Origin of the sequence: Bacillus sp. B1-WWTP-T-0.5-Post-4 (assembly GCF_009183795.1) — a bacterium.
Lineage (GTDB): Bacteria > Bacillota > Bacilli > Bacillales > Bacillaceae_G > Bacillus_A > Bacillus_A cereus.
Window position 1 is genome coordinate 59,663 of sequence record NZ_WEIJ01000009.1, and the last position, 24,700, is coordinate 84,362.

Sequence of the window (24,700 nt, forward strand, 5' to 3'; positions counted from 1 at the left end):
ACAAATCACCTTCTTTTCATTCATTACCTTTATCATTCATATGTGATATGCCCTCTCTGGGAAGCTTATGTATAGCCCAAATTCAACTTAAAAAGCTCGTATTATTAAAAATACGAGCCTTTCAAAAATAGAATGTGTTTATTATTTCCTTAACTTCACACTATAAAAACGCATTTCATCTAACGAACCTTCAAATTCAAATACTTCTTGTTTAATTAATTGTTTCAAGCGATATTCTAAGAAGGTATCTCCAACCAATTGTTCAACAAGACCAAGTGCTTCACCAATTACTCTAGGAGCTTTGAGGAACTCTCGATCAGCACCCACACTTTTCGCGCATTCAATTATAAATTGATCAAAATAATCTTCTTGTACAAAATGCACTTCATTTTCTTTCCACACTCTTAAACATTCTATGCTTTCCGATAATCTATCCCACTCATGTTCAAACTTCATTCGCTTCTCTTCAGTTAAATAAGGTAACTTTATAAAACTTTTTTGGAATAGAGCTAAACTTTCAGGTGGTAATTCTCCCGTTCCACGAATATCATACTCTTGTTTTAATATTTCTCTACTTGCTTCAGACGTATTAATTATTCGAATGTTTTTCTTATCCTTTAATTGTGCTATTACAAAACTTAGACCTACATGTTCATGTGCATTATCAGCCCTCCAAATTGTAATAGGCGTTTCAACAGGAATAGTATGTAGTTCTTCTATAGTTGCTATAAATCTTAATAAATATTCTTCTTCAAAATAACTATCATATGCAGTTAAGTTATTTATTAACCACTTCTGTCTTGCTAGTTGCCCCTCATTCGTATGCAACCTATATATCGGTCCAATTGAAAAGAATTCCGAAAAAGCAACAACACTCTCTTCAAATAATTCTTCTTGACTTAACATATATTTTAAGCAACCAGCCGTTGAATCATCAAAAGCAATATGTACGTGCGTACTTTCTTTTACATTCCTTTTATAAGTAGGATTACTTGTTAATTGTTTCGGAATATCCATCAAATTTTTAATTGTATCTTCACTATAGTTTTCTTCTAATAAGTTTAACTGTATGAGAATACTTTGAAGTAAATCTTTAGCCTCATCTTCGTACATATCCTCTACAGCATTTTTAATTTTATCTATCACACAAATCCCTCTATTCATTTCAAAAATAACGTAGATTATAGTGTATCATTTTAGTATAGTTCTTTAAAGTCAAATCCAGATTACTACAGCAATCTGGATTTTCAACAAAAGCTCTCCTTATATTTTTGAATTGCTAAATATTTTTACTTTGAAAATCCTTGTATCTAAATGTATAATTATATAAAAACAAAAATATAGGAGCTATATTTATGGATAAAGTACTTACAAATTATAAACATTACTTAAAAAATTGGAGATTTATATTTATTTGCATACTACCTGCTATTGCCTTATTCGTTACTTTCGATGTCATCTTTGAACTACTGTTTCATCAAAATTTCTACTTATCTAACTTAATTTCTGCTATCATATTATTTTTAATATTTATTAACGTTAAAGATAAATTTAAAATTAAAGGCTAAAAAACACTATTTCAAAATAGACCTTTATTATTGCATCCTACTATAAAATAAGGCTCATAGTAGATTTTCATAAAAAAATAAGAGCACCCTGCAATTGGCTGCTCTTATGTGATTAGAGGTTTTGAGTATTAAGTAGGACACGAAGATCTTGTCCTACTACATAATATATGCTTGTACTTATTATTTCGTGCATGTATTAAGCACCATGTTCAGGTACTTAATATATGCATAGTCATTGCTAAAAAATCTACTCAAATATTCACTGTACAATTTCATATTTATAAATTAAAAAACATCCTCAATGGATGTTTTTTATCTAACGATTTTAAGCTTCCATAAACTTAGCCGGTACACCAATTTTTTCAACTACAGAAGATATATTAGTAGGATTAATCATTACATTTTCAATACATACTAATTTATTTTCTAATATCCCATTCTCTGTAGTAATAAGTTCTTCAAACCGATCTAAAGTCATTGAGAATTTATGTTCACTTCCACCATTCATACTAACTTTTACATACTTCATAGTGTCACCGCCTTTCATAATAATTTACCTTTCGACAAGAAGGCGCTTACATCCTTTTTATTTACTCTTAGATTTCTCACGTTTATATATATTTTGAGAACGGAAACTACTATTATTCACTCACAAAATTATTGCTAATAAGAAAGATAAAGATAAAAATGCACAAAGTGGAATATATAAACCGGTATCCATTCTTGCAAAGTGCGTATCTTTTTGTCGTTTAAAGATACCAAAATAGTTAAATTCACCAATTACTCTAATAGAAAAGACGATCATACAAATCCAGGAACCGACTTGAATAATAACATTAGGAACTGCAAAATGAACAATATTTGCTTGTTGCAACAAAATTATTGCTGCCATACTTAATAATAATGCAATGAACAATGTCATTCCGGCGCGAGGTGTAAACGCCTTTTCCCCTGATTTAGTTGGAATAACACTATTTGTCCCCCAATTACCTCCGAAAGCCCAATATACATGTAAAAAGCTAACTAAGAATAATATACAAGCAGATATATATGTAATGATAAGCATTTTATCCTCCCCTTATTTTAGTTCCTATCTATAAAATATGCTATTCCCCTCCGCAATAGCAACCTTCATTTCATTACATAAAAAAACCGTAATGATTTATCAATATTAAGATAAGTCATTACGGGGTTATTAAACTTCATTATGCATTATACCTATTTCTTCGGCGTTCCATCCTTGTTTGACCTTGAACTGCATTTTCTTTGTATGGATCTATTTGCTCTGTCATTTCATATGTTGCAACTGGTTCTTCGTACTTATACTCATGGATTTTTTCTGGCATTTTACTTTTAGATTCTTTCCCACCAAACTTAAATAGTTTCATCTTTAATTTCGGTAATCTTGGAAGACGAATCTTAAATGATAATCTTTTGCGTTTCTTTTTTGGTCCAAGTAGATTTATATTTTCTTTATTATTATCTTTCTCTTTGCGGTGAATGAACATCGCAAGTAATCCTCCTATTACAAGTCCTCCAATTAATAGTAATATATATACATAATGGCTTGTCATTAAACTCATTATGCGTTCAAGTATGACTAACGACTGTACTTCTTTTATATCCCATAGTAAAGCGGCCCATAATGAGAATAAGCCCAAAGTAAGTCCATATGTACGAAAACGGAATAAACATGGAATTAACGCGACACATGCAGCAATTTTCGCATTTGCTATGATTGAGCTTGTTGCAATATCTTGATGCCAAATAACTAACAGTAGTGTTATAAATGGCGCATACGCTATCCAACTGCATATACGTGAATACATCTTTTTAGCAAAATAACTACCGAAACTAGTAAAAAATAAAAGCCCTCCAATATATATAGATTGTTCTAAAGGGATTTGCTTTGTAAGTCCTGCAATTGGAAAGAGGCCGCTCAGTAGCATTAAGAGCACATCTAATTTCTTCACAATTCCCCATTCCTTTCAAATTTTTTCAATTAATAAAAATCGTTTTTCCATATGATATAGTTTTTGTATTTCTAAAAAACATATTAATCCTGTCTGCACATAAAGTAAATATGTAAACGAAAAGATACTTGACAAAGGATATCCTTATTTACATAAAAAAATGACAAATCCTGATCGATATAACGAGCAGGATTTGTTTACTAGTATTTAAAGTAGAGTAATTGAATCTTTCTTTTCTACCTTTACTACATCTACATCCAATTCATCATCAAATTCTTTAAACTCTCTTGCATCTATGTCAGTAATATAAGTCTTCATTACTTTTTCCATATGTACGGAATATGTCATGTGTACATTCTTTTTCGAAAGCATACTAGAATTACAGCACATGTAATGTATCATTTTAGCGATATAATCCCTTTCTACAGGTTTTACACCCAATGGTAAAATTTCAAGTATATATCGCTGAAAAATCCCACTACAATTAAGTGAATATTCACCAGTGCTATAATACATCCCTTTTTGATCTGCATATAAGCCAATGCTATCTAGAGCATCATCCCGCTCTATTACACCGTAACTTGGTACATCAAAACCTGTATTTATTCTAATAATATTTAAATTTGGAACCTTTAAGACCTCTGGAACAATATCAGGTAAAATATCTATATTAATTTCTTTATTTTGTAACTCTTTTATCCAATATTTTCTCAAATTTGCATCTACAATGAAGTAAACTTGTTCATTTTGTTCTTTTGCATATTGTACAATTTCCATTAATGTTTCGAAAACATATTGTTTAAAAAGAGCCCCCATATCATTTCTCTTTGATGGTTGTGGTAAAAATGCATTATGTTTATTTATATTTAATAATACGTAATCAATCGTTTGCCACTCTGTACTCCCATATAATTTATATAAAATTTCTTTTCCTTTTATTTTTGAAAAAATAGGTAAGAAATCGAATTTCGATATTCGTTCAATTGATAAACTAACATATGTACAAGGTAAATTTATCTTATTCCAACTACGCTTCAAAAATCCTTTTTGTTCTAATAGACTAAAAACACTATTTACAATTGTTTTACGAGATACATTTTGTCCTATAAATAAATTAATAAATGTTGAAATACGGTTTGTTCTTGCAAATCCCTCTCTAATGATTTGTTTTGGATCAATTTTTTCGCGTCCATCACAATTTTTCATTGCGATTAATGCTAATGTCGCATCACTGCGCTCACCCGCGGTAGCATAGACAGCTTTCTTAACATCATCTACAAGATTTGTTTTATATTTTTGGCAATATTGCATTTTATATGGATTTTGTAACACCTTTTCAATATTGTATCTCACAATCTTTAATAACACCGGAAAATCTGTATTCAATACATAAGAATTTTCACCAACTTTAGTCAAAACAATTTTGCTATCAAGTAATGCTTGTTCTATTTCCAGCGCTATATTTTCAGACCAAACTTCTAATGTTAATGTCTCTAATCCTTTTGGTGCAAATAAAGGAAATAATTCATTTTTGTTATTTGTTGCTACCTTTTTACATTCTGGAAGTATTGTGAAATAAGAGAATTTACGCTGAAATTCTTTAAATAAATACTCTCTTTCCTTTACTGTTATACCCGGTTCTATTTTAGTACCTTGAACTTTATAAATTCTCTCATTGTATGGAAATAACACCTTTTTATTTTCTCCTACAATATAATCTTTCGGATATTGGAGAATATGGTCTAAATCCACCTCTCCCCCTATTTGAAAATCATCTTTTAAATTTCTAAATATCTTAATCCATTTCATGCCGGTTGTAGCTTGTTGTATTTTTAGTTTTACAAACCGTATTTTTTTATTATTTGACGCAAACTCTGAGGTAGAAATCAATATCATGCCTCGTTTTCGTCTTAAAAGTAAAGGAATATCTGGATGATTATATTCTTGATAAAATCTCCGAATTCCTATTGAAATATTTAATAATGGAGCGTTCTCACCACCGCGGGTTATGCATTCGAATCGATATACATAGGAGAAAAAATCTTGTGTTTTTTCATCTTTTATCGGCCCAGACATCGCCTCACAAATATTTTGTGATCTAAGAGGGGAAAAATAGATTTCTTCTTCATTTGTATTTTCTAAATATATAGGACGCTCACAAAAAATATGTGAGATTAAAGCGGGCACCCACTTAGAATACGTTTCATTATCATGTAGTACTGGCAAATTAGAAATCAAATCGGATTGCCATTCATATTTTGGTGGTTCTACTAATCTATTTGGTTTCCAATCATGAATAATCTCATACCAACTTTGAAAAATATAATCGAGCTGCTCTTGTCTAATAGGTTCTTTCGATACAATCCATGGTGTATTTTCATTTAATACGTACGGGTTATGCTGAATAAACAATATATCCGAAAACATATCATACAATCTTTCATTCAAACGTTTCAACTTACTCGTTAATAAAAATGTCTTATAATGTATCTCTACGATGTCCAGCCATTCAATAGGAAAGTATATAAATGATACCTTTTCATTTAAAAGGGGTTCTACTATATTTTCAAATGTTAGCAGCCTTAATTTTTTCATAAAATGATTCCTTCCTTTCTTCAGTTTTCTTGATTATCAAAAAGCTAGAACAATAGTTAATTAATCTAATCCATTTAAATCAAGTATTTAAAAGAAAAGTAAAAACTATTTATCTACATAAACTATTATCAAACCGACTCTTTTAAAAATTCAAAGTAATTATCATGTATAACACCTCTATAATATTTGTATTTCAATACATTCGAATTATACATTACACCTAATGCATTGTACTTATCATTTACAATAACTTTACAAAAAAACCAAAAAAGAACACCTTAATTCGGTGCCCTTTTTACAAATATCAACCTTTATGTAATTGAACATATAGATAACAGTAATCCCCCAAATGAAATTGCTCCTAGTAAACCTACTACAACTCCTGTTAAACAAATACAATCAGCAAGACAAATAGAAGACTGCGATAATGGAACGAATGACCTACTTGTACCCGAACCATATTGTTTTATCTTCTCATAATTCATATCTAACATTAAATGTAGACATGTTACACCCTCCTCAATAGTATGTACAGATTCTTTTTCTAATCGCTCCAATAATTTACTATCAAAAGCAACTGCTAGAGGGTACTGCTTATCCGATTTCATATTTTGATAAATTAGTTGCAAACGAGATAATATATTATTTTTCTTCTTTTCAGATGTTACTGTACATTTCATATTATTAAATTCATTTAATAACAGTGATAATTCATCTCTTTTTCCGTATAAATCTTTAGCTATTTTTCTCTTTAGTTTATACGAATGGAAAATAGATTTTAGTTCAACCATATTCATACACTTCCTAATTACATAGTATTTACCCTATTATTTTGTAGATAAACAGTACTTTTTAATCTTATTTAAAATACACTTAAGCAACTTATTTTACTATCGATTAACATTACATTAACCTTACACGGTTGTAATAAAATCATTAGCTAGAAGGAAGCAATGCCCAAACTAGACAGATATTTAATGATAAAACCATAAGAAAAAAACAATGATTAGATTTTAAATCTAGTCATTGCTTTATCCATCACATCTTGATTACATCTATATATCTTATTGTTACTTTTTCACTTGAATGATTGAATATATCCATTAATAATGGCTATATTCTTTGTCGGCACGTACATATAACTAATGTTTTTTAATTGCTAAAGTGAAACTTTAATCAGCTCTCACCAATCGGGCTTTTATGGGCAGTCCGCCACCTAACTTCTCTTTGCTCTCGCTGAATTTTTTTGGGGGATGTTACTGCCCGCAACTAGCAAGATAGATGTTATCAATATTCATACGTTACAATAGTACCGGTAGTATCAGTAAAACCATCAAAACAGTTAGAGCAACCACCACAGCCGCCACAACCGCCACAGCCTCCGCAACCAAAACAACCGAAGCAACCAATACAACGGAAGCCACCACAACGGAAGCCGCCACAACGACCTCCACCACAACCGCCACAACGACCACAACCGCCACAGCGACGAGCAGCATCTTCAATATAGTAATATGGATATTGGTTTTGCTGGTCCCAATAGACAATATTTCCAGACCGGTAATCATTAAGGCTTAACGCTTGTAGTTCTTGTTGAAACTGATTCATTTTCATAACCTCCGTTTATAAAATACAACCTCATCGATACTTCCCTATATTCCTGTTCGTTACATCTAAGTAGAAATAGCGCTATAAACTAAGTTCAATACGTACACCAACAAAGTATGACTTATCACTAGATGATGCACCTTGTTCATATACCTATTTTTACTATGGGCTCATTTTTATAAAGTGAAACTTTAATCAGTGGGGTTTTGTTCATCCCCTACCTAACTTCTTTGCTTCCGCTGAATTTTGAGGTGGGGGGCTTACTGCCCGGCAAATAGCGGGATAAATAAAAATTAAAAAATATGAATTCTAGCGTCATATCTTCATACTTACTAAGTTCAATTAATTTCTCAATAATTATGATGCCATATCCTATATATTTCCGTCTGCTGCTTAGATTTTTCTGTACTGTAAATGGCTTTCGCTATAACACCTCCAAGTGACCGGTTTCTATGACGGATAAGAAATTCCAACAAAAAAAGCCCTAATTAGGGCTTTTCATTCTATTTCTCCAGTAAAACTCTCTATGAAATTCCTAATAGAAAAAAGACACACTTAGATTGATGCGTCTTTTTGTGATGCCTCTTTTGTGAAATCATATAAAGCAATTGCGCCTAAAAGAACAAGTATCCCTTGAGGAACATCTAGCAAAATGGTTTTCCAAATTTCTGGAATTATCCATTTAATATCTGCTGCTGTTTCAAGATATGTTTGGAAATAGCTGATTGTAAAATTAATTATCCCTAAAAATACAAATAACGATAAACCAAATCGAATTAATTTCTTATTTGTAAACATATAACACCTCTCAAAATTCATTGGATATTCCTGCTTTTGCTTCTTTATATTTCCATATCTCTATATCTGATTTTAACACATAAAGAGCTCAAAAAAAATACGATATGCATATTTGCATATCGTATTAACAACACTCCATGATAATTTAGAAATTCCTGCAAAGAAAAAACAACTCCGTTACAGCTAACAGCTCGGGTTTCTTTTCTTATTTAACTTCATACCACCAACATTTACGTTCTTTGATTGTAAAATAAATGTGACAGAAGTTTATCCAGTTAATGCGTAGACAAGTAAATGAGCTAAATTATCGATATTCTATTTCGCCATATCCGTAGCACTAATGACTTTACGCAAATTTGACAAGAAAAAATATATAGCTAGGTATGATCCATACCTAGCTATAACATTACTTCTATTCTTTATCCAATTACGTCTTTTACGTCTGTATCCACTGGCCACTTTTCTAATGTATAAGCCATTTCCCAAAATGAATATTCATATTGACTGCTAATAATAAAATGCTGTTTCATACGTTTGCGGTCTGCCTCTGTTACTTTTTCAGCGATAGTATCTAAACGTGTAATTTGTTCTTCAACTAGCGTACGGAACCAATCAGATCCATAAGCAGAAATCCATTCGTTATAAATTGGCTCTTCCGGCTGGCACTCTTTTAAGCGTTCGCCAATTTCATAATACAACCAATAGCAAGGTAAAATTGCTGCAATGATATCTCCTAAATGCCCTTCATACGCAGCACGATACATATGTGAAGTATACGCATATGCAGTTGGCGCAGGAATAAAATTATCTTTTTCTTCTTTCGTTATCCCTAGTTTTTTAGCAAAATTCTCATGTAAAGATAACTCTGCTTCATATGTATTTTGAGCATGATGTGCCATACGAGCTGTCGTCTCTAATTCAAGAGCTTTTGCAGCTCCTAAAGTTTGTACTCTAGCAAAATGACTCAAATAATATGAATCTTGAAGCACATAATAACGAAAACTAGCTAAATCTAACGTTCCTTCACCAAGTTTTTTTACAAAAGGATGGTTAAAACTCGCTTCCCAAATTGAATCTACTTCTTTACGTAATGATTGTGAAAAATTCATTTAAATCCCTCCAATAATATATAAAATATAAGTATTTATCCACAATTATTAAAGCTGTAAAATAAAAAAACTTTCTTTACAGGCGTAAAGAAAGTGAAATCGACAGTATTTATTTACTCATTAAATAGCAACGTCTTTCCCACTTCCCTACGCTGGCATTAACCAGATCAGGTACTAAGAGTCTCAAAATCACATTTGATCTCAGCCTATAAAAGGCCCCCCTAGTGGATAAATATTTTGTTTTTATAATGTATTCATCATAGCATACTTCGTGAAACTGTCAAAAAAATTCGTTATATAATTCCCTTAAAACCCTTCTTCTTTTCTAACTTTTAATGATGTTTCAATAATCATATCTAATAGTTTGCTATAACTAATCCCCGCTGCTTCTGCACTTTTTGGCAATAAACTTGATTGTGTCATCCCTGGTAATGTATTAATTTCCATTACATATGGAATTCCGTCCTTCACCATCATATCAACTCTTGCATAAACACTACATTTTAATGCTTTATAACAAGCAAGTGACGCTTTATTTACACGTTCCTTAATTTCTGCTGGAAGTTCGATAACTTCCTCAACTGTACTAGTATCATCATATTTTGCATTGTAGTCAAAGAACTCGGCTGCATGTCGAATTGAAACTATAGGTAACTGTTTTCCATCCAGAATTGAACATGTAATTTCATCACCTTTTATATACTTTTCAATTACTACTTCAGAATCCCATTCGAATACAGTTTCTAGCATTGAGATCAATTCATTTTTATTATAAACGATTTTCACTCCGACACTCGATCCGCCAGAGTTTGGTTTTACTACTAATGGAAATCCTAACTTATCTAACTCATCAAGATTTAGATCCTCCATTTTTGTAAGTTCAATCCAATCTGGTGTTTCTACACCTTCATAACGTAAAATCTTTTTCGAAATATTTTTATCCATACATATACTGCTAGATAACATATTACTTCCGCTATAAGGAATCCCTAAACTCTCCAGTGTTCCTTGAACTGTCCCATCTTCTCCGTATTTTCCGTGTAATGCGAGCAACGCAAAGTCAATGTCTTTCGCTTTTTCAACTAAATCTATTTTTTCATTTAATGGAATTGGAACTATTTCATACTTATTTTTATCTAAATGAGCAATCATTTCATTCCCCGTCATAATTGAAACTTGTTTTTCAGACGATACCCCGCCCATAATAACACCGATTTTCATTTTCTCAACTCCAAATTTCATTTTTTAATGTATCACCAATTATTTTAATTCCCCGAACTATTTCTTCTTCTTTCAAGCGCGAAAAACCTAATCGGAAAGTGTTCGCTCCTTCTCCATCAGAGTAAAAAACATCTCCAGGTGAAAACGTAACGCCTTTCTCATAACACTTTTGTAAAAGTGTGCGGGCATTCATATGCTCTTCTAGTTCTATAAATAAATGAAGTCCACCATCTCCAGTCATTCTTTTGAAATGAATGTACTGGTCACATGCCCCGACAGCTAACTCATATTTTTTCTTATAAACAGATCTTGCCTTTTTTAAATATTTCTCAAAGTATCCCTCATGTAAATATTGAAACAGAACAGCTTGATCTAACGTAGATGTGTGGATCGTTCTTGCTCTTTTTACGCTTTCTAAATAATGAATCAGCTCTTTATCTGCAATAATCCAGCCTACACGTAAACCAGGGAAAAGTACCTTTGAAAAGCTACTAATATAAATCACATTATTGCCAGCTCCAGCAAAAGTTAATAATGGGGCTAAATGTGAACCTGAATAACGTAATTCTTCATTAAATCCGTCCTCTATAATAGGAACCTTGTATTTTGAGAATAACCTCATCAATTCCGTTCTTTTCTCTGAACTCGTAACAATACCGGTTGGATTATGATAAGAAGGAATTAAATAAGCAAAATCAAAATCTTTTTCACGCAAACTTTTTTCAACTTCATTCGTATCAATACCATCCTCATGCATATCAATCCCATGAACTTCAAGTCCATGTAAACGGAAAAGCTTAAGTGCAGCGTGGTGAGTTGGATTCTCACAAATGACACGCCCGGATTTTTTTGATAAAGAAGAGAGTACAATATCCAATCCTTCTGTAAATCCATTTGTAATTAGAATATCTTTATTCGAAATGTCTACACCTTTCATTTCCATGTAATGAAGTAAATAATTCATTAACGGTCTATATCCCTTTGCATATCCGTAGTTCAATACGATGTCTCCTTCAATGGACATACGAGTAAGAAAAGCTCTTTTGAAATTTTCAACATCAAATAGCTTCTCATCCGGGGCTATACTATTAAAAACAATCATTCCCTTTTCCCAACGAACACCATGTTTCATTAAATCTAATTCATCCGCTAATGCGGTCACTGTATTAAGTTTCTTTTTCCAATCTATTTCAACAGACGAAGTGTTAGATATATCCACCTTCGCAACAAAGTTCCCTTTTCCTTTAACTGCATAAATGAGTCCTTCTTGCTCTAAATCTGCATAAGCAGCGAGTACAGTGTTTCTACTCACACTTAGTAATTCACTTAGTTCCCTTGTTGATGGGATTTTTTGATCCCCGAGCAAATGCCCTTTCATAATCATCTTCTTCAAATAATCTTTCAACTGAATATAAACGGGACGATCTTTAACAACTTTAAAATCCTTAAACAATTCCTTACCCCCTGCAATCATTTTTGCATATTTATTTCATTCTCAAAAGGTCCACGACATATGTATTTTTTATAAAGGGCGGTACGGTCTTACAAATCTTTTCGATATAAGTTAATTACATCTTTTAAAGCTGCAGCTGCAGCGCCTCGTGGATTAGAAGCCCCACCAATTGTAGTAACTTGTCCCATCGTATCTGTAAAGAACGTAATTCCTTTTTCGGTCCCATTTACTTTTGCTAACGGATGATCTTTTTCTATTTCGCACGGTTCAACATTTAAATTGACATTGCCACCCTCATCCTTATATGCTGATGCTATTAATTTAATAATTTTATGTTGTTCCTTAGCATTTCTAAATTGCTGTTTTGTAACGTGCTCGATTCCTTTTATATGTATATCAGTAAGTGTTTTCTCTGTTTCCATTAAGCTGTTTGTCAAAAGTAACAATTTACACGCACTATCTGAACCACTTATATCTAATATAGGGTTCGTCTCAGCAATTCCTTTATTTTGTGCTTCTTTCAGTGCTTCTTCAAATGTCATATCTTCCTCATACATTTTCGTAAGAATATAATTAGTTGTTCCATTTAATATTCCTTCTATTTTTTCAATACTGCAACCGGCTAAACTAAATTGTCCGATATCTAGTGTCGGTAGTGCAGCGGCTGTTGCACCGCTATATCGAATTCGTATATTTGCGCCTTTTGCTGCTTCATTTATTTCTCTCCAGTTTGTAACGAGCGCACCTTTAGAAATTGCTACTATATCCATCTGTTTTTCAATCGCTTGTTTCATATATTGTTTCCCTGGATTTCCATCTTTAAGATTTGTAACTGTTGATTCTACCAATACAGTACCACTTATGCTAGTTGTTGCACGTTCCTTCGGATGATACTCTAAATATTTTTCAATTGCAGCGGTACCGCCACCATACATCAATAAATGATGAAGTGATAAGCCGTCTTCATTATGTATTGCAATATTTCTCCCTAATACGCCACTTACAACTAATTGAATCCCATATGTTTCATATATATATGAATATTTTTCATTTAATAATTTTATAAACTCTCTGCCTACTGTTCCGTATCCTGATAATACAACTTGAATTTTCATAATATCCCCCCATATTTTTCTACCAAATCCCTCTTTCAATATAATATAAAGCGCTCTCGAATTCCATCGAGAGCGCTTTATTATTACCTATTTCGGTAAACGTGATAGCTTTTCAGCAATTGTTCTATAAAACTCTTGAATGCTAGAAAAACCTAATGAGTCTGAAACACTTAATCCTACCATATCGAGATGATCCCAATTCGCTTTCGTTTCGATATGATTCCATTTTCCAATCTGTAATGACCCATTATTATTTACAGCAACATTAGAAGATGGTGCAATCATAGAATTCGTATTTACTACACCATCATTTTGCCACCAAGAAGTATCAACTAACGGACGGCTTTCTTCATATCTCGCATAAGAACCTAAGAAAAATGCATTCCCCATCAACACTTTATTCATCGTTATATGAGGCAAATGTAAACCTGTTATAGGTGCTGCTTGTGATGCATGTCCACTATAGGATAAATAATACACATCTGGTTGCGTCTTTACCCAATTATTTAACTCCTTTGCACCATCTGTACTTAAGTCCCATTGACTTATATCTTTTGTATTTTTCCAAAGTGAACTATTTAGAATACGATTACTATATTGGAAAAAGGACTCTCCAGCATTCTTCTTTATACCCCATTGATCCAATTTAAAATCATATAATGATAAATTATTGTTTCCTCCAAAGCTTGCAGCTGTAATGAGTAAATCTTTAACGAACGGCAGTAGAAGACTACCATCCGCAAGTGTTGTACCGTTGTGAGGGGTTGCTAATGTTGTAACACTATGAACGTATGATTTTCCGCCTTCAAATAGTGGTGATATTTTGGTGTCTGGGTGATTTTTCACATAATTCTTTTCTTCAAAACTACCTTCTTTTAATAGCTGTACTAATGTTCTAATCGTTTGTCCACCCATGCTATGTCCAACTAAATGAACTTTATTTGTTTCACTCCAATTCGGCGCAAAACCACTATAAGTTCTGCCAAAACGATTATGTCCATGTTTCTCAGCATGGACTGCACCATAGTCTACTGTCCCACCGCTAATTTGTGCATACAATTCACATGCACGATCCCAGTTACTAGAAACAGGTCCAACAGCTGCGGTATGTACCGTATAACCATTTCGTTTCAAATCTTCCTGTATATCATGAACACCACCCCAATATTTTACGCCAAGCATTTCTTCTCTACCCCATCCAGCAAATCCATTCACCAATATGATAGGATAATTATTTTGTTGCCTCTCTTCAGCGTATGATATTTTCGCTGCGAATGAACATACGGTCACTAATACAAAAAAACATATTTTAAAAAATAACTTCCCCATACTTTCTCCCCCTAATAAAACGTTTACATTTTTCTTTTCAAAAAAATAACAGAATAATTTAATAACTTAAACATAATGTAAAGTATTTTATATACGTTGTATATATAGAAAACATATACAAATGTTGATAAATATTAATTCAAGTAAATATTTACTTTTTACAATACAACTTGTAAATCTATTTATTTAGATTTATAATTAGATATAGTTTCCTCATGTTAAAAAGATTTAAAAACCATAAGAAAACTAATCTCATTGCTTGAAAGGGAGGAAAAATCATGCAAATCGGATCAAATATTCATACATTGTCTCAACCTACTAAAATAACTCCATCTAATCTTGAGCATAATACTATCTCTTCTACTAAACTTGAAAGTAAGAAAATAAATGATCCTATCAAGTTTGATATTCGTTTATCTGAAAAAGAAATGAAACAGCCTGAGCATAAATTTAATGAATTAGATTTATGGAAGATGTTAAAGGATAAAGGTGTTCCCTTATGGATCATCCTTGAAATGCTACAAAAGGCTCGTAAAGAAAAAGAAGCCCAAAATAATTCAGTTCAAAATTCAAATGGGATTGAGGAAACAAACGAGACTCGATTAAATGAAGTAATGTAAAGCATAATAATTGATTTGTCTATAAACTAAAAAGAGTTCGAAGCTGATGAAATTTTTATCAACTCCGAACTCTTTTTTAAGGTTTTTCGCCAATCGTTACAAATTGAAAAGATACTTCTCCTTCCAAACCTTTAATTAGCTTTTTTACTTTGACATTTTCATTAACCATTGTATTATCTGTCGACATTTTAGGTCTTTCATCACCTAGAGATTTCTTTAATTGAAGAAGGTGCATTTTCGTTTCATTTGCTTTTATTTCCTTATATACGCTATTTTTTGCTACAATCACATACGATTGCGTTGGATATTTACGAGTGTTTCCTATCCAAGTGTCACTATCGTATGTAACAGGAATCTCATTTCCTTCTATTTTAATACTTTTCATAGTCTTTTCGTCTTCATTTGTAAACAATAGTGATCCTTCTTTTGGGAATTTTGGTAACGTATCTAAAATATAATTTGAGCCATTACCTCGTTTATGAAAAATTTTTTCTTTAATCAGTGCTAGTGCTGTAGATTCATTTAAAATTAATACATGTCCATTTCCAACTTCACCTTTTTTCACAGAAAACACTTCATTTTCTTTCGTAATTTCCTGATAACGATTAATAATTGGTGAAATATTATTTTCATCTCCAATAATTAATACACCGTTTGCAGGAAATGATTTATCCTTTTTAGAGCATGAACTAAAGCTTATTAAAAGTATTATAGTTAACATAAAAATAGTTAAAGTTCTTTTCATCACGGTTCCTTTCATAATTCATATCATTTTTTACATGCTTTTCTGTAATTTTATTAGTTGATATCCTTTATTGCTCCATAGTCTTATAAAGCTTTTGTAGGTAACGCCAACGAGTAATAAAGAAATATAAAACTTGTATACATATAAATGAAATTAAAATAAAAATCGAGCTATTTAAAATAGAAAAACTAACTAATTGTTGCAGTGCCGTATACGCTACTACAGTATGAATCACCGCAACAGCAATCGGTAAGAAGAACATTAATAATAACTGTCTCGTTACAACTTTCTTTAGCTCCCGTTTACTTAACCCCATTTTCGAAATCATTTTATACTGCTGTTGATCACGATTCAAATCAGTATATAATCGAAAATAAATAAAACTAGCAGCAAATGTAAAGAAAACGATTCCGACTAAAACACTTGCCATAAGTAATAAACCATTCTTTTGCTTTGCCTCCAACAAGTTTAATGTTAAAGCTTCAAAGTAGAAATCTCTGTCCCTAAGATCTTTATCGAATATACTCTTTAATTGATTGGAAATCTCTTTCGTTTTTATCCAATCATCTACAACAAATCCGTAAGTACGATGTTGAATATCTTCATCCTCTGGATTACTCGTCAGAGGAATTTCATCATACACATGATCTTGAACAGCAATATAAATACTACTAGAATCATGTGGTAAAACTAAATTCTCTACAGTTTTCTTCACACGAAATGTCTTTGTCCAATCTCCTTGAATGACTTCAATATTTTTTTTATAGTCACCATTTTTAAATTCTTGCTTTTGTGACACCCTCCCAGGGATTAGTAAAATTTCATCTTCTTTTTCAATCGTTTCATGTTGGTACCCGAGTGCTCTCGTAAGTTCGTTATATTCACTTAATTTCAATACATTTACGTTACTTTCTGTAAATTTACTTGAAGATGAAGCCATTCGATACGGAATATTTGCATCCAAGAGATGTTTTTTTATAATAGAGAGATGTTTATCTACCAATTTGTTGTTTTCAGAGCTTTCATACAGAAATGTATATGGGTTTGTCATCCACACTAAATTTCTATTACCAATAGCAGCTGTTGTACCAATAGCTGTAAATGCAACTGCTGAAATAATAGATACAATAAAAAACATCGTTGCATTATCTTTCATACGGTAAATTAATTCAGAAAACGTTAATATATTTGTTCTTTTTAAAAAGAAAGATTCTCTCCTTTTAGCAAGATGTAATATATAAACGCTACACTGTGTATATAAAAAGTACGTTCCTATAATTACTAGTAAGACACCCATTCCAAGTGTAGTAAAACTGGAACTTGAAATAAAGCGAAATACTGAGAAATATCCATATCCTATACTAATTAAAGAAAGCAGTGATAATAAAATTGAAGATTTCGGTTCAGGTTTTGGTTTTTCCTCTGCTCGAATAAGTTCGACAAGTTCCGTTATTTTTACCATTTTAAATGTAAATAGTGAAACAATGAAAAATAAGAAAAGAAAAGTGATAACTGTTAATAATACAGCCTTCACTGGTGTATAAAAAGGCAAACCATTATTAATCATTAATACACTTGCGCTTATCAATAAAACTAGTTTAGAAAATATGAGTCCAATGAAAATCCCTATACAAATTGAACCAAGTCCAATCAACATATTTTCAATTAATAATAATTTCTTAAACTGTCTCATTGACATACCTTGCATCATTAATATGCCAAATTCTTTCTTACGAGTTTTTAAAAATGAACTAACTGAATATAAAATAAAGAAAAATGAAAATACAAAAATCAAACCTTGCGAAATTGTAAATCCCATCGTACCATATGCACTCATTGTTGCACTTGTTGATTTTAATTCCCCTTGTAAATCAGGATGAAATAATAAAAGAGCATACGTAAAGAAAACCATAATAGAAAATGTACTACTTAAAAAATGGGCAGCATATGTACGCTTATTACGAAAAATATTATTAAATGCGAACTGACGAAAAGTCATGCCTTTTCCCTCCTAACAAAGAAAGAACATCCATAATCTTTTGATAAAAGGCTTGTCTGCTTTCACCACAATAAATTTCGTTATATAGTTGACCATCTTTAATAAAGATTACTCGGCTGCAAAAGCTCGCTGCATACGGATCATGTGTAACTAACATCATCGTTGCTTTTTCTTCTTTATTAAGAGTATCAAGCATCTCCATTACATCATTTGAAGATTTAGAGTCCAAGTTCCCTGTTGGTTCATCTGCAAGTAATAATTGCGGCTTATGAACGATCGCACGAGCGATTGCTGTTCTTTGAGCTTGTCCCCCTGATATTTCAAATGTTCTTTTATTCAAGATATCTGTAATATTTAACTTCTCTGCAATCTCTTCCAATCGCTTGTTCATTTCTTGCACGGAAACACCATCTAAAGTCATCGGCAATACGATGTTTTCTTTTACAGTAAGTGTGCTAAGAAGATTAAATGATTGAAAAACAAATCCTAATTGTTTTCTGCGGAATAACGCTAAATCTTCTGATGATAATTGGAAAGGATTTGTGCCATTTATTAAAATTTCTCCCGATGATGGAGAATCAATAGTAGATACCATATTTAATAACGTTGTTTTTCCACTACCAGATGGCCCCATAATCCCTACAAATTCACCTTCTTGAATTGATAAATCAATATCAACTAATGCTTTATAAGGTACTTTCCCTTTATATACTTTACTAATACTTTTTGCATGTAAAATTTCCATGTATATTCTCCCTTCATTTGCACGTCTCATAACAGAGTGTAAATGAATTGTCTTACAGCTCATATTGATTCGCCTTTCATTTATCTTACACGCTTGTAAGATTTCTAAAAAAACTGATAATAAAACTTTTTTTAAACTGAAATTAACGCATAACTATCTTATAATAATTGTATAGTAGCAGGAAATACAAAGTATATGAAACCTTTATTATATAAATGAGAAAAGACCGATTGCTTTATCGGTCTTTTACTACCCAACGTTATATTTTTATCCACTCAGATCTTCTCAATATATAATGATTATATATTTGATTTTCTATCCTCTGTTGGCTCTTATAAATAAACCCACATTTTTCAATAACTTTATTTGATGCTACATTGTTAATTAAAGCAATTGCGTTAAGGACATTTAAATTTGTTTCTTTAAACAAAAAGTCAATTAAACCTTTAGTCGCTTTTGTAGCATAGCCATGATTTGATGTTCATTTGAGATAGCATACATTATCTCTCTGTTTGGTGAAGGGAGTTCTTCTTTCATACCTGTGCAGCACCATCCAATAAATTCATTTGTGGTTTTCTTAAATATTCCTATTCTTAATATGTGATCATCTATGTTAGTCGTAGTTCTCACTGCATGAAGAAACGCTTTATTTTCTGGTATTTCATAATTTACAACCCAATTAACCCTTTGTTCTTTCGTCGATTTCCAGTCCGGTAAAAATTTTTCTATTTCCGGTTGATTGGATATGTTATAAATACTCTCTGCATCTTTGACCGTAAACTCTTGTAGGTATATATCTCCACAATCTATTTTAAATAACTTAGTGAATCTCTCTTCATCCATGTTAATCCCCCTTACTTACATTAAAGCTCCTTAATCTGCTTCGTAAGTTCCATAAACCGTTCATCCAGTGCTTTATATTCTTTGTCGTTAGAAGTTAAAAAGCTTAATTTCCCTAATACTTCTTGTCTCTCTGTTTCTAACGTTAAACGTAGCTCTTCAATATCATCTCTTGTTTTCGTAGGTTCTTCTAGCTGCTTTTGTATCGTATTGTTTGAAAACACGAGTTTTGTGTTAGTTGTTTTCTCCAGAAAATATCGATCGTGAGATACAATTACTAATGTTCCGTTATACTCAGCTAATGTATTTTCAAGTTGTTCACGTGAAGGTAGATCCAAGTGATTCGTCGGTTCGTCTAAAATGAGTACATCTTTTTCATCTAAAATATAAGCCATTAGCTTACATTTTACTCTTTCTCCCATACTCATATGCTCAATCGGCTCTTTCCATTGAGAAGCTTGGAACCCTAAATGTTTCATTAAATTTTGGACTTTTCCTCTTTCTTCAAACGTCTCTTTAAAAAATAAATTTTCTGGTGTTTTATCAAGCGGTAAATCAAAAACTTCTTGTGTTAAATAGCCGATGTTCGCAGATGGTGAAATCCATATTTCTCCTTCAGCAGTTTCCGTTCCCATAATCATCTTCAGTAATGTTGTTTTCCCACTACCGTTTGGTCCAACAATCGCAACTTTCTCACCGTGCTGAATTGTAAAATTAACGTTTTCAAATAATACTTTCCCATGAAAGTCTTTTTTTAATTGCTTCACTTCTAAAAAACGTTTTCCTACTTTTTTGTTCGCTTGAATAGAAAACTCAACTGAATACTCTTCTTTCACACGTTCTACTTTCGCTTTCTCCAGCTCTTTTTCAAGTCGTTTTCGTTTTGACTTCACTTGTGCATCCATTCGCTTCGCTTTTACACGATAGAATTCTTTCACACCTTCTTGTTTTGTAGACTGCGCGTGTGCCTTTTGTGACCATGAACTCAATTCTTTTATATGTGTTTCTACTTGTTCTATCTTTTTTTGCTGCTTTTCATATTCACGCTGCTGCGACTTTCTTTTTTTCTCACGTGCTTTCATGTAGCTCGTATAATTACCACTATGCTCAATTAATTTTTTGTCCTCAATTGACCATATTTTTGTTGCGACAACATCTAAAAAATATCGATCATGCGATACAACGATAACTGTACCTTTCATGTTTTTTATTTGTTTAATGAGAAATCCCGTACTGATCTCATCTAAATGATTTGTCGGTTCGTCTAATATTAAGACATTAGGATTTTCAGCAAATCCTTTTGCTAATCGAATTTTCAGCTTTTCACCACCACTTAAAGTATGAAAATCGTTCGTTGGCACGCCCCATTTCGCAAGAAGTTCTGCTTCTTTTGCAATTACATCATTACTAATAAAAGATTCTATTTCTTGCTCAACATATGCTGTTGTCATATTCATTTGCATCCATTCAACAGTACCTTTTGAAGGTTCAATCTTCCCATTTATTAATTGAAGTAACGTTGATTTACCAGCACCATTTTTACCGATTAATCCGATAACATCCCCTTGTTTTACTGTCACATTCATTTTCTCTAACAACATATTTTCTTTTATTTCAACATAAACATCATTTAATTTTAATAGTTCTTTCATAAATACCGATCCCTTTCATTAAGGGAGAATAAAAAATCCTCCCAAATAAATTTGGCAGGATTAGTCATTACATTATTTATACCCAAATAAGCTATTGCGCAATATAAATAGCAATACCGTTGTATGGAAATTGGGCAGACTAATCCTATTTTTTAGAAATTGAAATTTATTGAATTTCAACATTTAAAAATAAGATTAGTTAATCATCGTCCACCCATCATTCCTTTCCGTCGTTAATAACCATATTGTACCATACTAGTACTGTATGAGTAAATGCAATTATATGTGCTGTTAAAAAGATTGCTTTCTTTTAGGTTTATTTATCATTCCTTAACTTCATGTTGAATAAGCACAAGTTACATTGATTGTAATACGTCCTTTAGATTTCCCCAGTAGTAAACTTCTAAGCACTCTCTATTATATAAAGTGAAACTTTAATCAGTGGGGGTTTTCTTCATCCCCACTGATTATTAGTTGAACCAATCGGACTTTAATGGGCAGCCCGACCCCCACCTAATTTCTTTGCTTTCGCTGAATTTTGAGGTGGGGGTCTTACTGCCCATTAAAGCGGGATAAATTTTGTATAAAAACAAAATGTTATTCATTATCCAATAATAACTTATTGTTTTTCGATAAATTTTTATTGATTATTCCCTTGTAATAAGCTATTATATCTTTACAGAAAATATTAATGTAAGGATTGAATTTATGGACAGGACATTAAAAATCACAAAGTTAAATATGTTTTTAAGGATTTTTCTCGTCCCGATTATAGTAGGGATAATTGTTGGTATACTAACTAAATTGGGGCAAGGTATACTTCCTGGACATTGGAATTCATTAGCTAATCTAGGAAGCGTTTGGTTAGTTCCATCCTTTTTTGTGGCTAGCTTTAGTTATTCTAAGCGTACAGCTATACTTTCTGGTATCCTTGCACTACTCGGTATGGTATTAGGCTACTATGGTTATGCAATAGTTATTAAAAATGTAGCTCACTCTATTTATTTTATATCCGTATGGATTGTATGTGCATGTATAGGAGGAACTATCTTTGGAGTTGCAGGTTTTCTATGGAAAGATACTACGGATCCACTTCATAAATTCGGAAGCGCGCTTATTAGTGGCGTTTTTGTAACGGATGGACTTCACATTCTTTTAAATTTTGAAGACTATAGTCACATGTTACCTGTTGGATATACCGAAGTCATAGTCGGGATTATCTTGATTCTTGTATTAGAACGCTCTAATGCTAATCGAATTTCTTCTTTCTTAATGATGGTTCCTATCACTATTTTAGGATTAATTGGATATAAATTATTAAGTTTGTTTACTTAATTAAAATTCATGAAGCTAGCTCTTTCAAAGGGCGAGCTTTTTTCTTACAAAAAACTATTTAAATATTAATAAATTATTAAAAACCTCTCATTTAACAGCCTTATTTATTATTGTGTCATTACACATACTTACACGACCTTTTATTAGGATCATACCAGTCTTTTATATCATTTTATTTAATCCATATAAAGTAAGGCTAAAAAACTTATTTCAAAAGTTCTTTAGCCTGAGTCATTTTTACACATTTAAAATTTAATACGTACAACGGTACCTTTACCAACTTCTGAATGGATTTCTACACTATGTCCTAATTGCTTCGTAATTTCATGTACGAGATATAGCCCCATTCCAGTTGATTCTTTAAAATCTCTACCATTTTCTCCTGTAAAGAAAGGTTTAAACACTCTTGGTAAATCTTGCTTCGGTATTCCTACACCATTATCAGCAATTTCAAGTATAACATTATTACCTTCCTTACAAGCTTTCACTTTAATCTTCTCTCTACTACCAGATGAATATTTAATCGCATTCGATAGTATTTGTCCAATTAAAAATTGTAACCATTTCGCATCACTTTCTACTGTAATGTCCTTATCAATTTCAAGCTCTGGATATACAAAATTCCGGATAAAGAACCGTTTATGCTCATGTACCGAATCATTCACTATTTTATATAGTTGTACTCTTTCTACATAAAAATCTTGTGTAAATGCTTCTAAACGTGCGACATACAGAGCCATTTCTAATCCCTTTTTTAATCGATCAGTTTCCTCATTTATACTTTCAAAACGTGAATCTACTTCATCCTGTGTAATTAATTCTATTACAGATAAAGGTGTTTTCATTTGATGAATCCACTGATTCATAAAGGTTAAATGGTCATTATTTTTTCTCTCTTGCATTTGCAGCTGATTTTGATAATGTCGATATTGCACCTCAAGTAGTTCTTGAAGAGCAGCCGATACAGCTGCAAAATCAGATTTTTGAACAGATTCATCCAAAGATTGCATCGGGTTTGCTAAGCGCTCATAAAAAGAACGATGTGTAAAATAACGAAACACTAAATAACTTCCCATAAAGAAAACACCTAGAAACATTGCATATAACGCCGTTGTAATATGATTATGCCCATCAAACCAATATACGAGAAATATAGCTAGTAGTTGAATTATAGTAAAGCAAATAAGTGGTATATGATCACGTATAAACAACCTTATCATTTTTCTATACCAGTATCCCAAGTAATATGCAATCTATATCCAACACTACGAATCGTTTCAATCGCACCTTCTATATGTAACGTTTGTAACTTTTTACGCACACGTGTTGTATTTACACTTAATGTATTATCATCAACATAAGATTCGCTATCCCATAATTTATTTAACAACACTTCCCTACTCACAACACGCGGATAATTTTTCATTAATGTCTCTAATAAAATAGCTTCGTTTCTCGTTATATCAATCTCTTCGTTTCTAAGTTTCAATACAAGTCTTTCAGGATATAAACAAAGGCCTTGTTGCTCAATCATTCGCTCTTCTAGTTTCGGTGCATAATCTCCATATGCACGTCTTAAATGACTACGAATTTTCGCCACTACAACTTCATAATGAAAAGGCTTCGGAATAAAATCATCGCCACCGTTTTCTAACGCCATAACTTGATCCATCGTACCTTCACGAGCCGAAATGAATAGTATCGGACATGTAGAAACACCACGAATTTGACGACACCAAAAGTAACCATCAAAACTCGGTAAATTAATATCTAATAAAACTAACTCTGGTTGTTCATCTAAAAAAATGTCTAATACATTTTGAAAGTCCGATACAATAACTCCTTGATAACCATATTTCGCAACATATGTTGATAATAGTTCTGCAATTTTCATATCGTCTTCTACAATCATAATTTTGACCATTATTGAACTCCTTTTTAATCCACAATCTCAAATATACTTATATAAAATAAATACTACCTCTTTTCACAAAA

At 32.0% G+C, this 24,700-nt stretch carries 22 protein-coding genes, 2 pseudogenes and 1 riboswitch; of the genes and pseudogenes, 3 read left to right on the forward strand and 21 right to left on the reverse strand.

All coding sequences use genetic code 11. From position 1 onward, the window contains the following. Positions 1–141 precede the first annotated feature (141 nt). Positions 142–1,146, reverse strand: a complete 1,005-nt coding sequence (locus GBN91_RS23170; RefSeq protein ID WP_152122456.1) for a DUF1835 domain-containing protein — start codon at positions 1,144–1,146, stop codon at positions 142–144. A 209-nt stretch (positions 1,147–1,355) separates the two neighbouring features. Here GBN91_RS23170 and GBN91_RS23175 point away from each other — a divergent pair, with 209 nt between their 5' ends. Next, positions 1,356–1,568 (forward strand): hypothetical protein, encoded by a 213-nt coding sequence (locus tag GBN91_RS23175; protein WP_000362067.1) that lies wholly within the window; start codon positions 1,356–1,358, stop codon positions 1,566–1,568. 325 nt (positions 1,569–1,893) lie between these two features. Here the strand turns inward: GBN91_RS23175 and GBN91_RS23180 are convergent, their stop codons facing one another. The 13 genes and pseudogenes from GBN91_RS23180 to GBN91_RS23240 form a co-directional block, all read right to left on the reverse strand. Next, positions 1,894–2,097 carry a hypothetical protein gene (locus tag GBN91_RS23180; RefSeq protein ID WP_000878369.1) on the reverse strand — a complete coding sequence of 68 codons (204 nt, stop codon included), beginning with the start codon at positions 2,095–2,097 and terminating at the stop codon, positions 1,894–1,896. 120 nt (positions 2,098–2,217) lie between these two features. Beyond that, positions 2,218–2,634 (reverse strand): DUF3995 domain-containing protein, encoded by a 417-nt coding sequence (locus tag GBN91_RS23185; RefSeq protein WP_000905571.1) that lies wholly within the window; start codon positions 2,632–2,634, stop codon positions 2,218–2,220. A gap of 139 nt (positions 2,635–2,773) precedes the next feature. Continuing rightward, positions 2,774–3,541 carry a DUF3959 family protein gene (locus GBN91_RS23190; RefSeq protein ID WP_000732176.1) on the reverse strand — a complete coding sequence of 256 codons (768 nt, stop codon included), beginning with the start codon at positions 3,539–3,541 and terminating at the stop codon, positions 2,774–2,776. Between the two features lie 207 nt (positions 3,542–3,748). Next, complete coding sequence (locus tag GBN91_RS23195; protein ID WP_152122458.1) at positions 3,749–6,136, reverse strand: RNaseH domain-containing protein; 2,388 nt, start codon at positions 6,134–6,136, stop codon at positions 3,749–3,751. 311 nt (positions 6,137–6,447) lie between these two features. Next, the gene (locus GBN91_RS23200; RefSeq protein WP_152122460.1) at positions 6,448–6,933 is read right to left on the reverse strand and encodes a homoserine dehydrogenase; all 486 of its coding nucleotides are present in this window, start codon (positions 6,931–6,933) and stop codon (positions 6,448–6,450) included. 209 nt (positions 6,934–7,142) lie between these two features. Beyond that, positions 7,143–7,277 (reverse strand): annotated as a pseudogene (locus tag GBN91_RS28990) (site-specific integrase); the annotation flags it as partial. 146 nt (positions 7,278–7,423) lie between these two features. Beyond that, positions 7,424–7,744 carry a heterocycloanthracin/sonorensin family bacteriocin gene (locus tag GBN91_RS23205; RefSeq protein WP_001071364.1) on the reverse strand — a complete coding sequence of 107 codons (321 nt, stop codon included), beginning with the start codon at positions 7,742–7,744 and terminating at the stop codon, positions 7,424–7,426. 555 nt (positions 7,745–8,299) lie between these two features. Next, the gene (locus tag GBN91_RS23210; RefSeq protein ID WP_016122577.1) at positions 8,300–8,563 is read right to left on the reverse strand and encodes a DUF3937 family protein; all 264 of its coding nucleotides are present in this window, start codon (positions 8,561–8,563) and stop codon (positions 8,300–8,302) included. A gap of 398 nt (positions 8,564–8,961) precedes the next feature. Beyond that, positions 8,962–9,651: a thiaminase II gene (gene tenA / locus GBN91_RS23220; RefSeq protein ID WP_001011746.1), complete on the reverse strand. Its 690-nt coding sequence runs from the start codon at positions 9,649–9,651 to the stop codon at positions 8,962–8,964. Positions 9,652–9,778: 127 nt separating this feature from the next. After that, positions 9,779–9,884: riboswitch (TPP riboswitch) on the reverse strand. A gap of 73 nt (positions 9,885–9,957) precedes the next feature. Beyond that, positions 9,958–10,872 carry a D-alanine--D-alanine ligase gene (locus tag GBN91_RS23225; protein ID WP_046393158.1) on the reverse strand — a complete coding sequence of 305 codons (915 nt, stop codon included), beginning with the start codon at positions 10,870–10,872 and terminating at the stop codon, positions 9,958–9,960. 4 nt (positions 10,873–10,876) lie between these two features. Beyond that, a complete protein-coding gene (gene pdxR / locus GBN91_RS23230) occupies positions 10,877–12,325 on the reverse strand; it encodes a MocR-like pyridoxine biosynthesis transcription factor PdxR (protein ID WP_086385295.1) in 1,449 nt (482 codons plus the stop codon). 89 nt (positions 12,326–12,414) lie between these two features. Beyond that, positions 12,415–13,440 (reverse strand): homoserine dehydrogenase, encoded by a 1,026-nt coding sequence (locus GBN91_RS23235; protein WP_046392717.1) that lies wholly within the window; start codon positions 13,438–13,440, stop codon positions 12,415–12,417. A gap of 87 nt (positions 13,441–13,527) precedes the next feature. Further along, a complete protein-coding gene (locus GBN91_RS23240) occupies positions 13,528–14,769 on the reverse strand; it encodes an esterase/lipase family protein (RefSeq protein WP_152122462.1) in 1,242 nt (413 codons plus the stop codon). A gap of 278 nt (positions 14,770–15,047) precedes the next feature. Here GBN91_RS23240 and GBN91_RS23245 point away from each other — a divergent pair, with 278 nt between their 5' ends. Further along, the gene (locus GBN91_RS23245; RefSeq protein WP_001165493.1) at positions 15,048–15,389 is read left to right on the forward strand and encodes a DUF3914 domain-containing protein; all 342 of its coding nucleotides are present in this window, start codon (positions 15,048–15,050) and stop codon (positions 15,387–15,389) included. A gap of 76 nt (positions 15,390–15,465) precedes the next feature. Here the strand turns inward: GBN91_RS23245 and GBN91_RS23250 are convergent, their stop codons facing one another. The 5 genes and pseudogenes from GBN91_RS23250 to abc-f all read right to left on the reverse strand — a co-directional run bounded on the left by GBN91_RS23250 (position 15,466) and on the right by abc-f (position 21,370). After that, positions 15,466–16,134 (reverse strand): lipoprotein BA_5634 family protein, encoded by a 669-nt coding sequence (locus GBN91_RS23250; RefSeq protein ID WP_006921587.1) that lies wholly within the window; start codon positions 16,132–16,134, stop codon positions 15,466–15,468. A gap of 67 nt (positions 16,135–16,201) precedes the next feature. After that, entirely contained in the window at positions 16,202–18,133 is a 1,932-nt protein-coding gene (locus GBN91_RS23255; RefSeq protein WP_006921585.1) for an ABC transporter permease, read from the reverse strand. Continuing rightward, positions 18,108–18,878, reverse strand: coding sequence for an ABC transporter ATP-binding protein (locus GBN91_RS23260; protein WP_000404282.1), 771 nt, complete (start codon positions 18,876–18,878; stop codon positions 18,108–18,110). The genes GBN91_RS23255 and GBN91_RS23260 overlap by 26 nt, the downstream gene beginning before the upstream one ends. A gap of 259 nt (positions 18,879–19,137) precedes the next feature. Further along, positions 19,138–19,721, reverse strand: a pseudogene (locus GBN91_RS23265) (GNAT family N-acetyltransferase). A 20-nt stretch (positions 19,722–19,741) separates the two neighbouring features. Next, on the reverse strand, positions 19,742–21,370 hold the full coding sequence (gene abc-f, locus GBN91_RS23270) for a ribosomal protection-like ABC-F family protein (RefSeq protein WP_000661370.1): 1,629 nt from the start codon (positions 21,368–21,370) through the stop codon (positions 19,742–19,744). Between the two features lie 708 nt (positions 21,371–22,078). On the opposite strand from abc-f, the gene GBN91_RS23275 reads away from it, so the two are divergent. Then, positions 22,079–22,705 (forward strand): DUF6518 family protein, encoded by a 627-nt coding sequence (locus GBN91_RS23275; RefSeq protein ID WP_000376271.1) that lies wholly within the window; start codon positions 22,079–22,081, stop codon positions 22,703–22,705. Between the two features lie 245 nt (positions 22,706–22,950). Here the strand turns inward: GBN91_RS23275 and GBN91_RS23280 are convergent, their stop codons facing one another. Both GBN91_RS23280 and GBN91_RS23285 read right to left on the reverse strand, forming a co-directional pair. Next, positions 22,951–23,925, reverse strand: coding sequence for a sensor histidine kinase (locus tag GBN91_RS23280; protein ID WP_002164532.1), 975 nt, complete (start codon positions 23,923–23,925; stop codon positions 22,951–22,953). After that, positions 23,922–24,629 (reverse strand): response regulator transcription factor, encoded by a 708-nt coding sequence (locus GBN91_RS23285; protein ID WP_000239007.1) that lies wholly within the window; start codon positions 24,627–24,629, stop codon positions 23,922–23,924. Before GBN91_RS23285 ends, GBN91_RS23280 begins: the two co-directional genes overlap by 4 nt. Positions 24,630–24,700 lie beyond the last annotated feature (71 nt).

Bases quoted from the DNA above. Each gene is read 5' to 3' on its own strand.
- GBN91_RS23175 (WP_000362067.1), top strand. From the start codon at position 1,356: ATGGATAAAGTACTTACAAATTATAAACATTACTTAAAAAATTGGAGA.
- GBN91_RS23180 (WP_000878369.1), bottom strand. From the start codon at position 2,097: ATGAAGTATGTAAAAGTTAGTATGAATGGTGGAAGTGAACATAAATTC.
- GBN91_RS23185 (WP_000905571.1), bottom strand. From the start codon at position 2,634: ATGCTTATCATTACATATATATCTGCTTGTATATTATTCTTAGTTAGC.
- GBN91_RS23195 (WP_152122458.1), bottom strand. From the start codon at position 6,136: ATGAAAAAATTAAGGCTGCTAACATTTGAAAATATAGTAGAACCCCTT.
- GBN91_RS23200 (WP_152122460.1), bottom strand. From the start codon at position 6,933: ATGAATATGGTTGAACTAAAATCTATTTTCCATTCGTATAAACTAAAG.
- GBN91_RS23205 (WP_001071364.1), bottom strand. From the start codon at position 7,744: ATGAATCAGTTTCAACAAGAACTACAAGCGTTAAGCCTTAATGATTAC.
- GBN91_RS23210 (WP_016122577.1), bottom strand. From the start codon at position 8,563: ATGAATTTTGAGAGGTGTTATATGTTTACAAATAAGAAATTAATTCGA.
- tenA (WP_001011746.1), bottom strand. From the start codon at position 9,651: ATGAATTTTTCACAATCATTACGTAAAGAAGTAGATTCAATTTGGGAA.
- GBN91_RS23225 (WP_046393158.1), bottom strand. From the start codon at position 10,872: ATGAAAATCGGTGTTATTATGGGCGGGGTATCGTCTGAAAAACAAGTT.
- GBN91_RS23235 (WP_046392717.1), bottom strand. From the start codon at position 13,440: ATGAAAATTCAAGTTGTATTATCAGGATACGGAACAGTAGGCAGAGAG.
- GBN91_RS23240 (WP_152122462.1), bottom strand. From the start codon at position 14,769: ATGGGGAAGTTATTTTTTAAAATATGTTTTTTTGTATTAGTGACCGTA.
- GBN91_RS23245 (WP_001165493.1), top strand. From the start codon at position 15,048: ATGCAAATCGGATCAAATATTCATACATTGTCTCAACCTACTAAAATA.
- GBN91_RS23250 (WP_006921587.1), bottom strand. From the start codon at position 16,134: ATGAAAAGAACTTTAACTATTTTTATGTTAACTATAATACTTTTAATA.
- GBN91_RS23255 (WP_006921585.1), bottom strand. From the start codon at position 18,133: ATGACTTTTCGTCAGTTCGCATTTAATAATATTTTTCGTAATAAGCGT.
- GBN91_RS23260 (WP_000404282.1), bottom strand. From the start codon at position 18,878: ATGGAAATTTTACATGCAAAAAGTATTAGTAAAGTATATAAAGGGAAA.
- abc-f (WP_000661370.1), bottom strand. From the start codon at position 21,370: ATGAAAGAACTATTAAAATTAAATGATGTTTATGTTGAAATAAAAGAA.
- GBN91_RS23275 (WP_000376271.1), top strand. From the start codon at position 22,079: ATGGACAGGACATTAAAAATCACAAAGTTAAATATGTTTTTAAGGATT.
- GBN91_RS23280 (WP_002164532.1), bottom strand. From the start codon at position 23,925: ATGATAAGGTTGTTTATACGTGATCATATACCACTTATTTGCTTTACT.
- GBN91_RS23285 (WP_000239007.1), bottom strand. From the start codon at position 24,629: ATGGTCAAAATTATGATTGTAGAAGACGATATGAAAATTGCAGAACTA.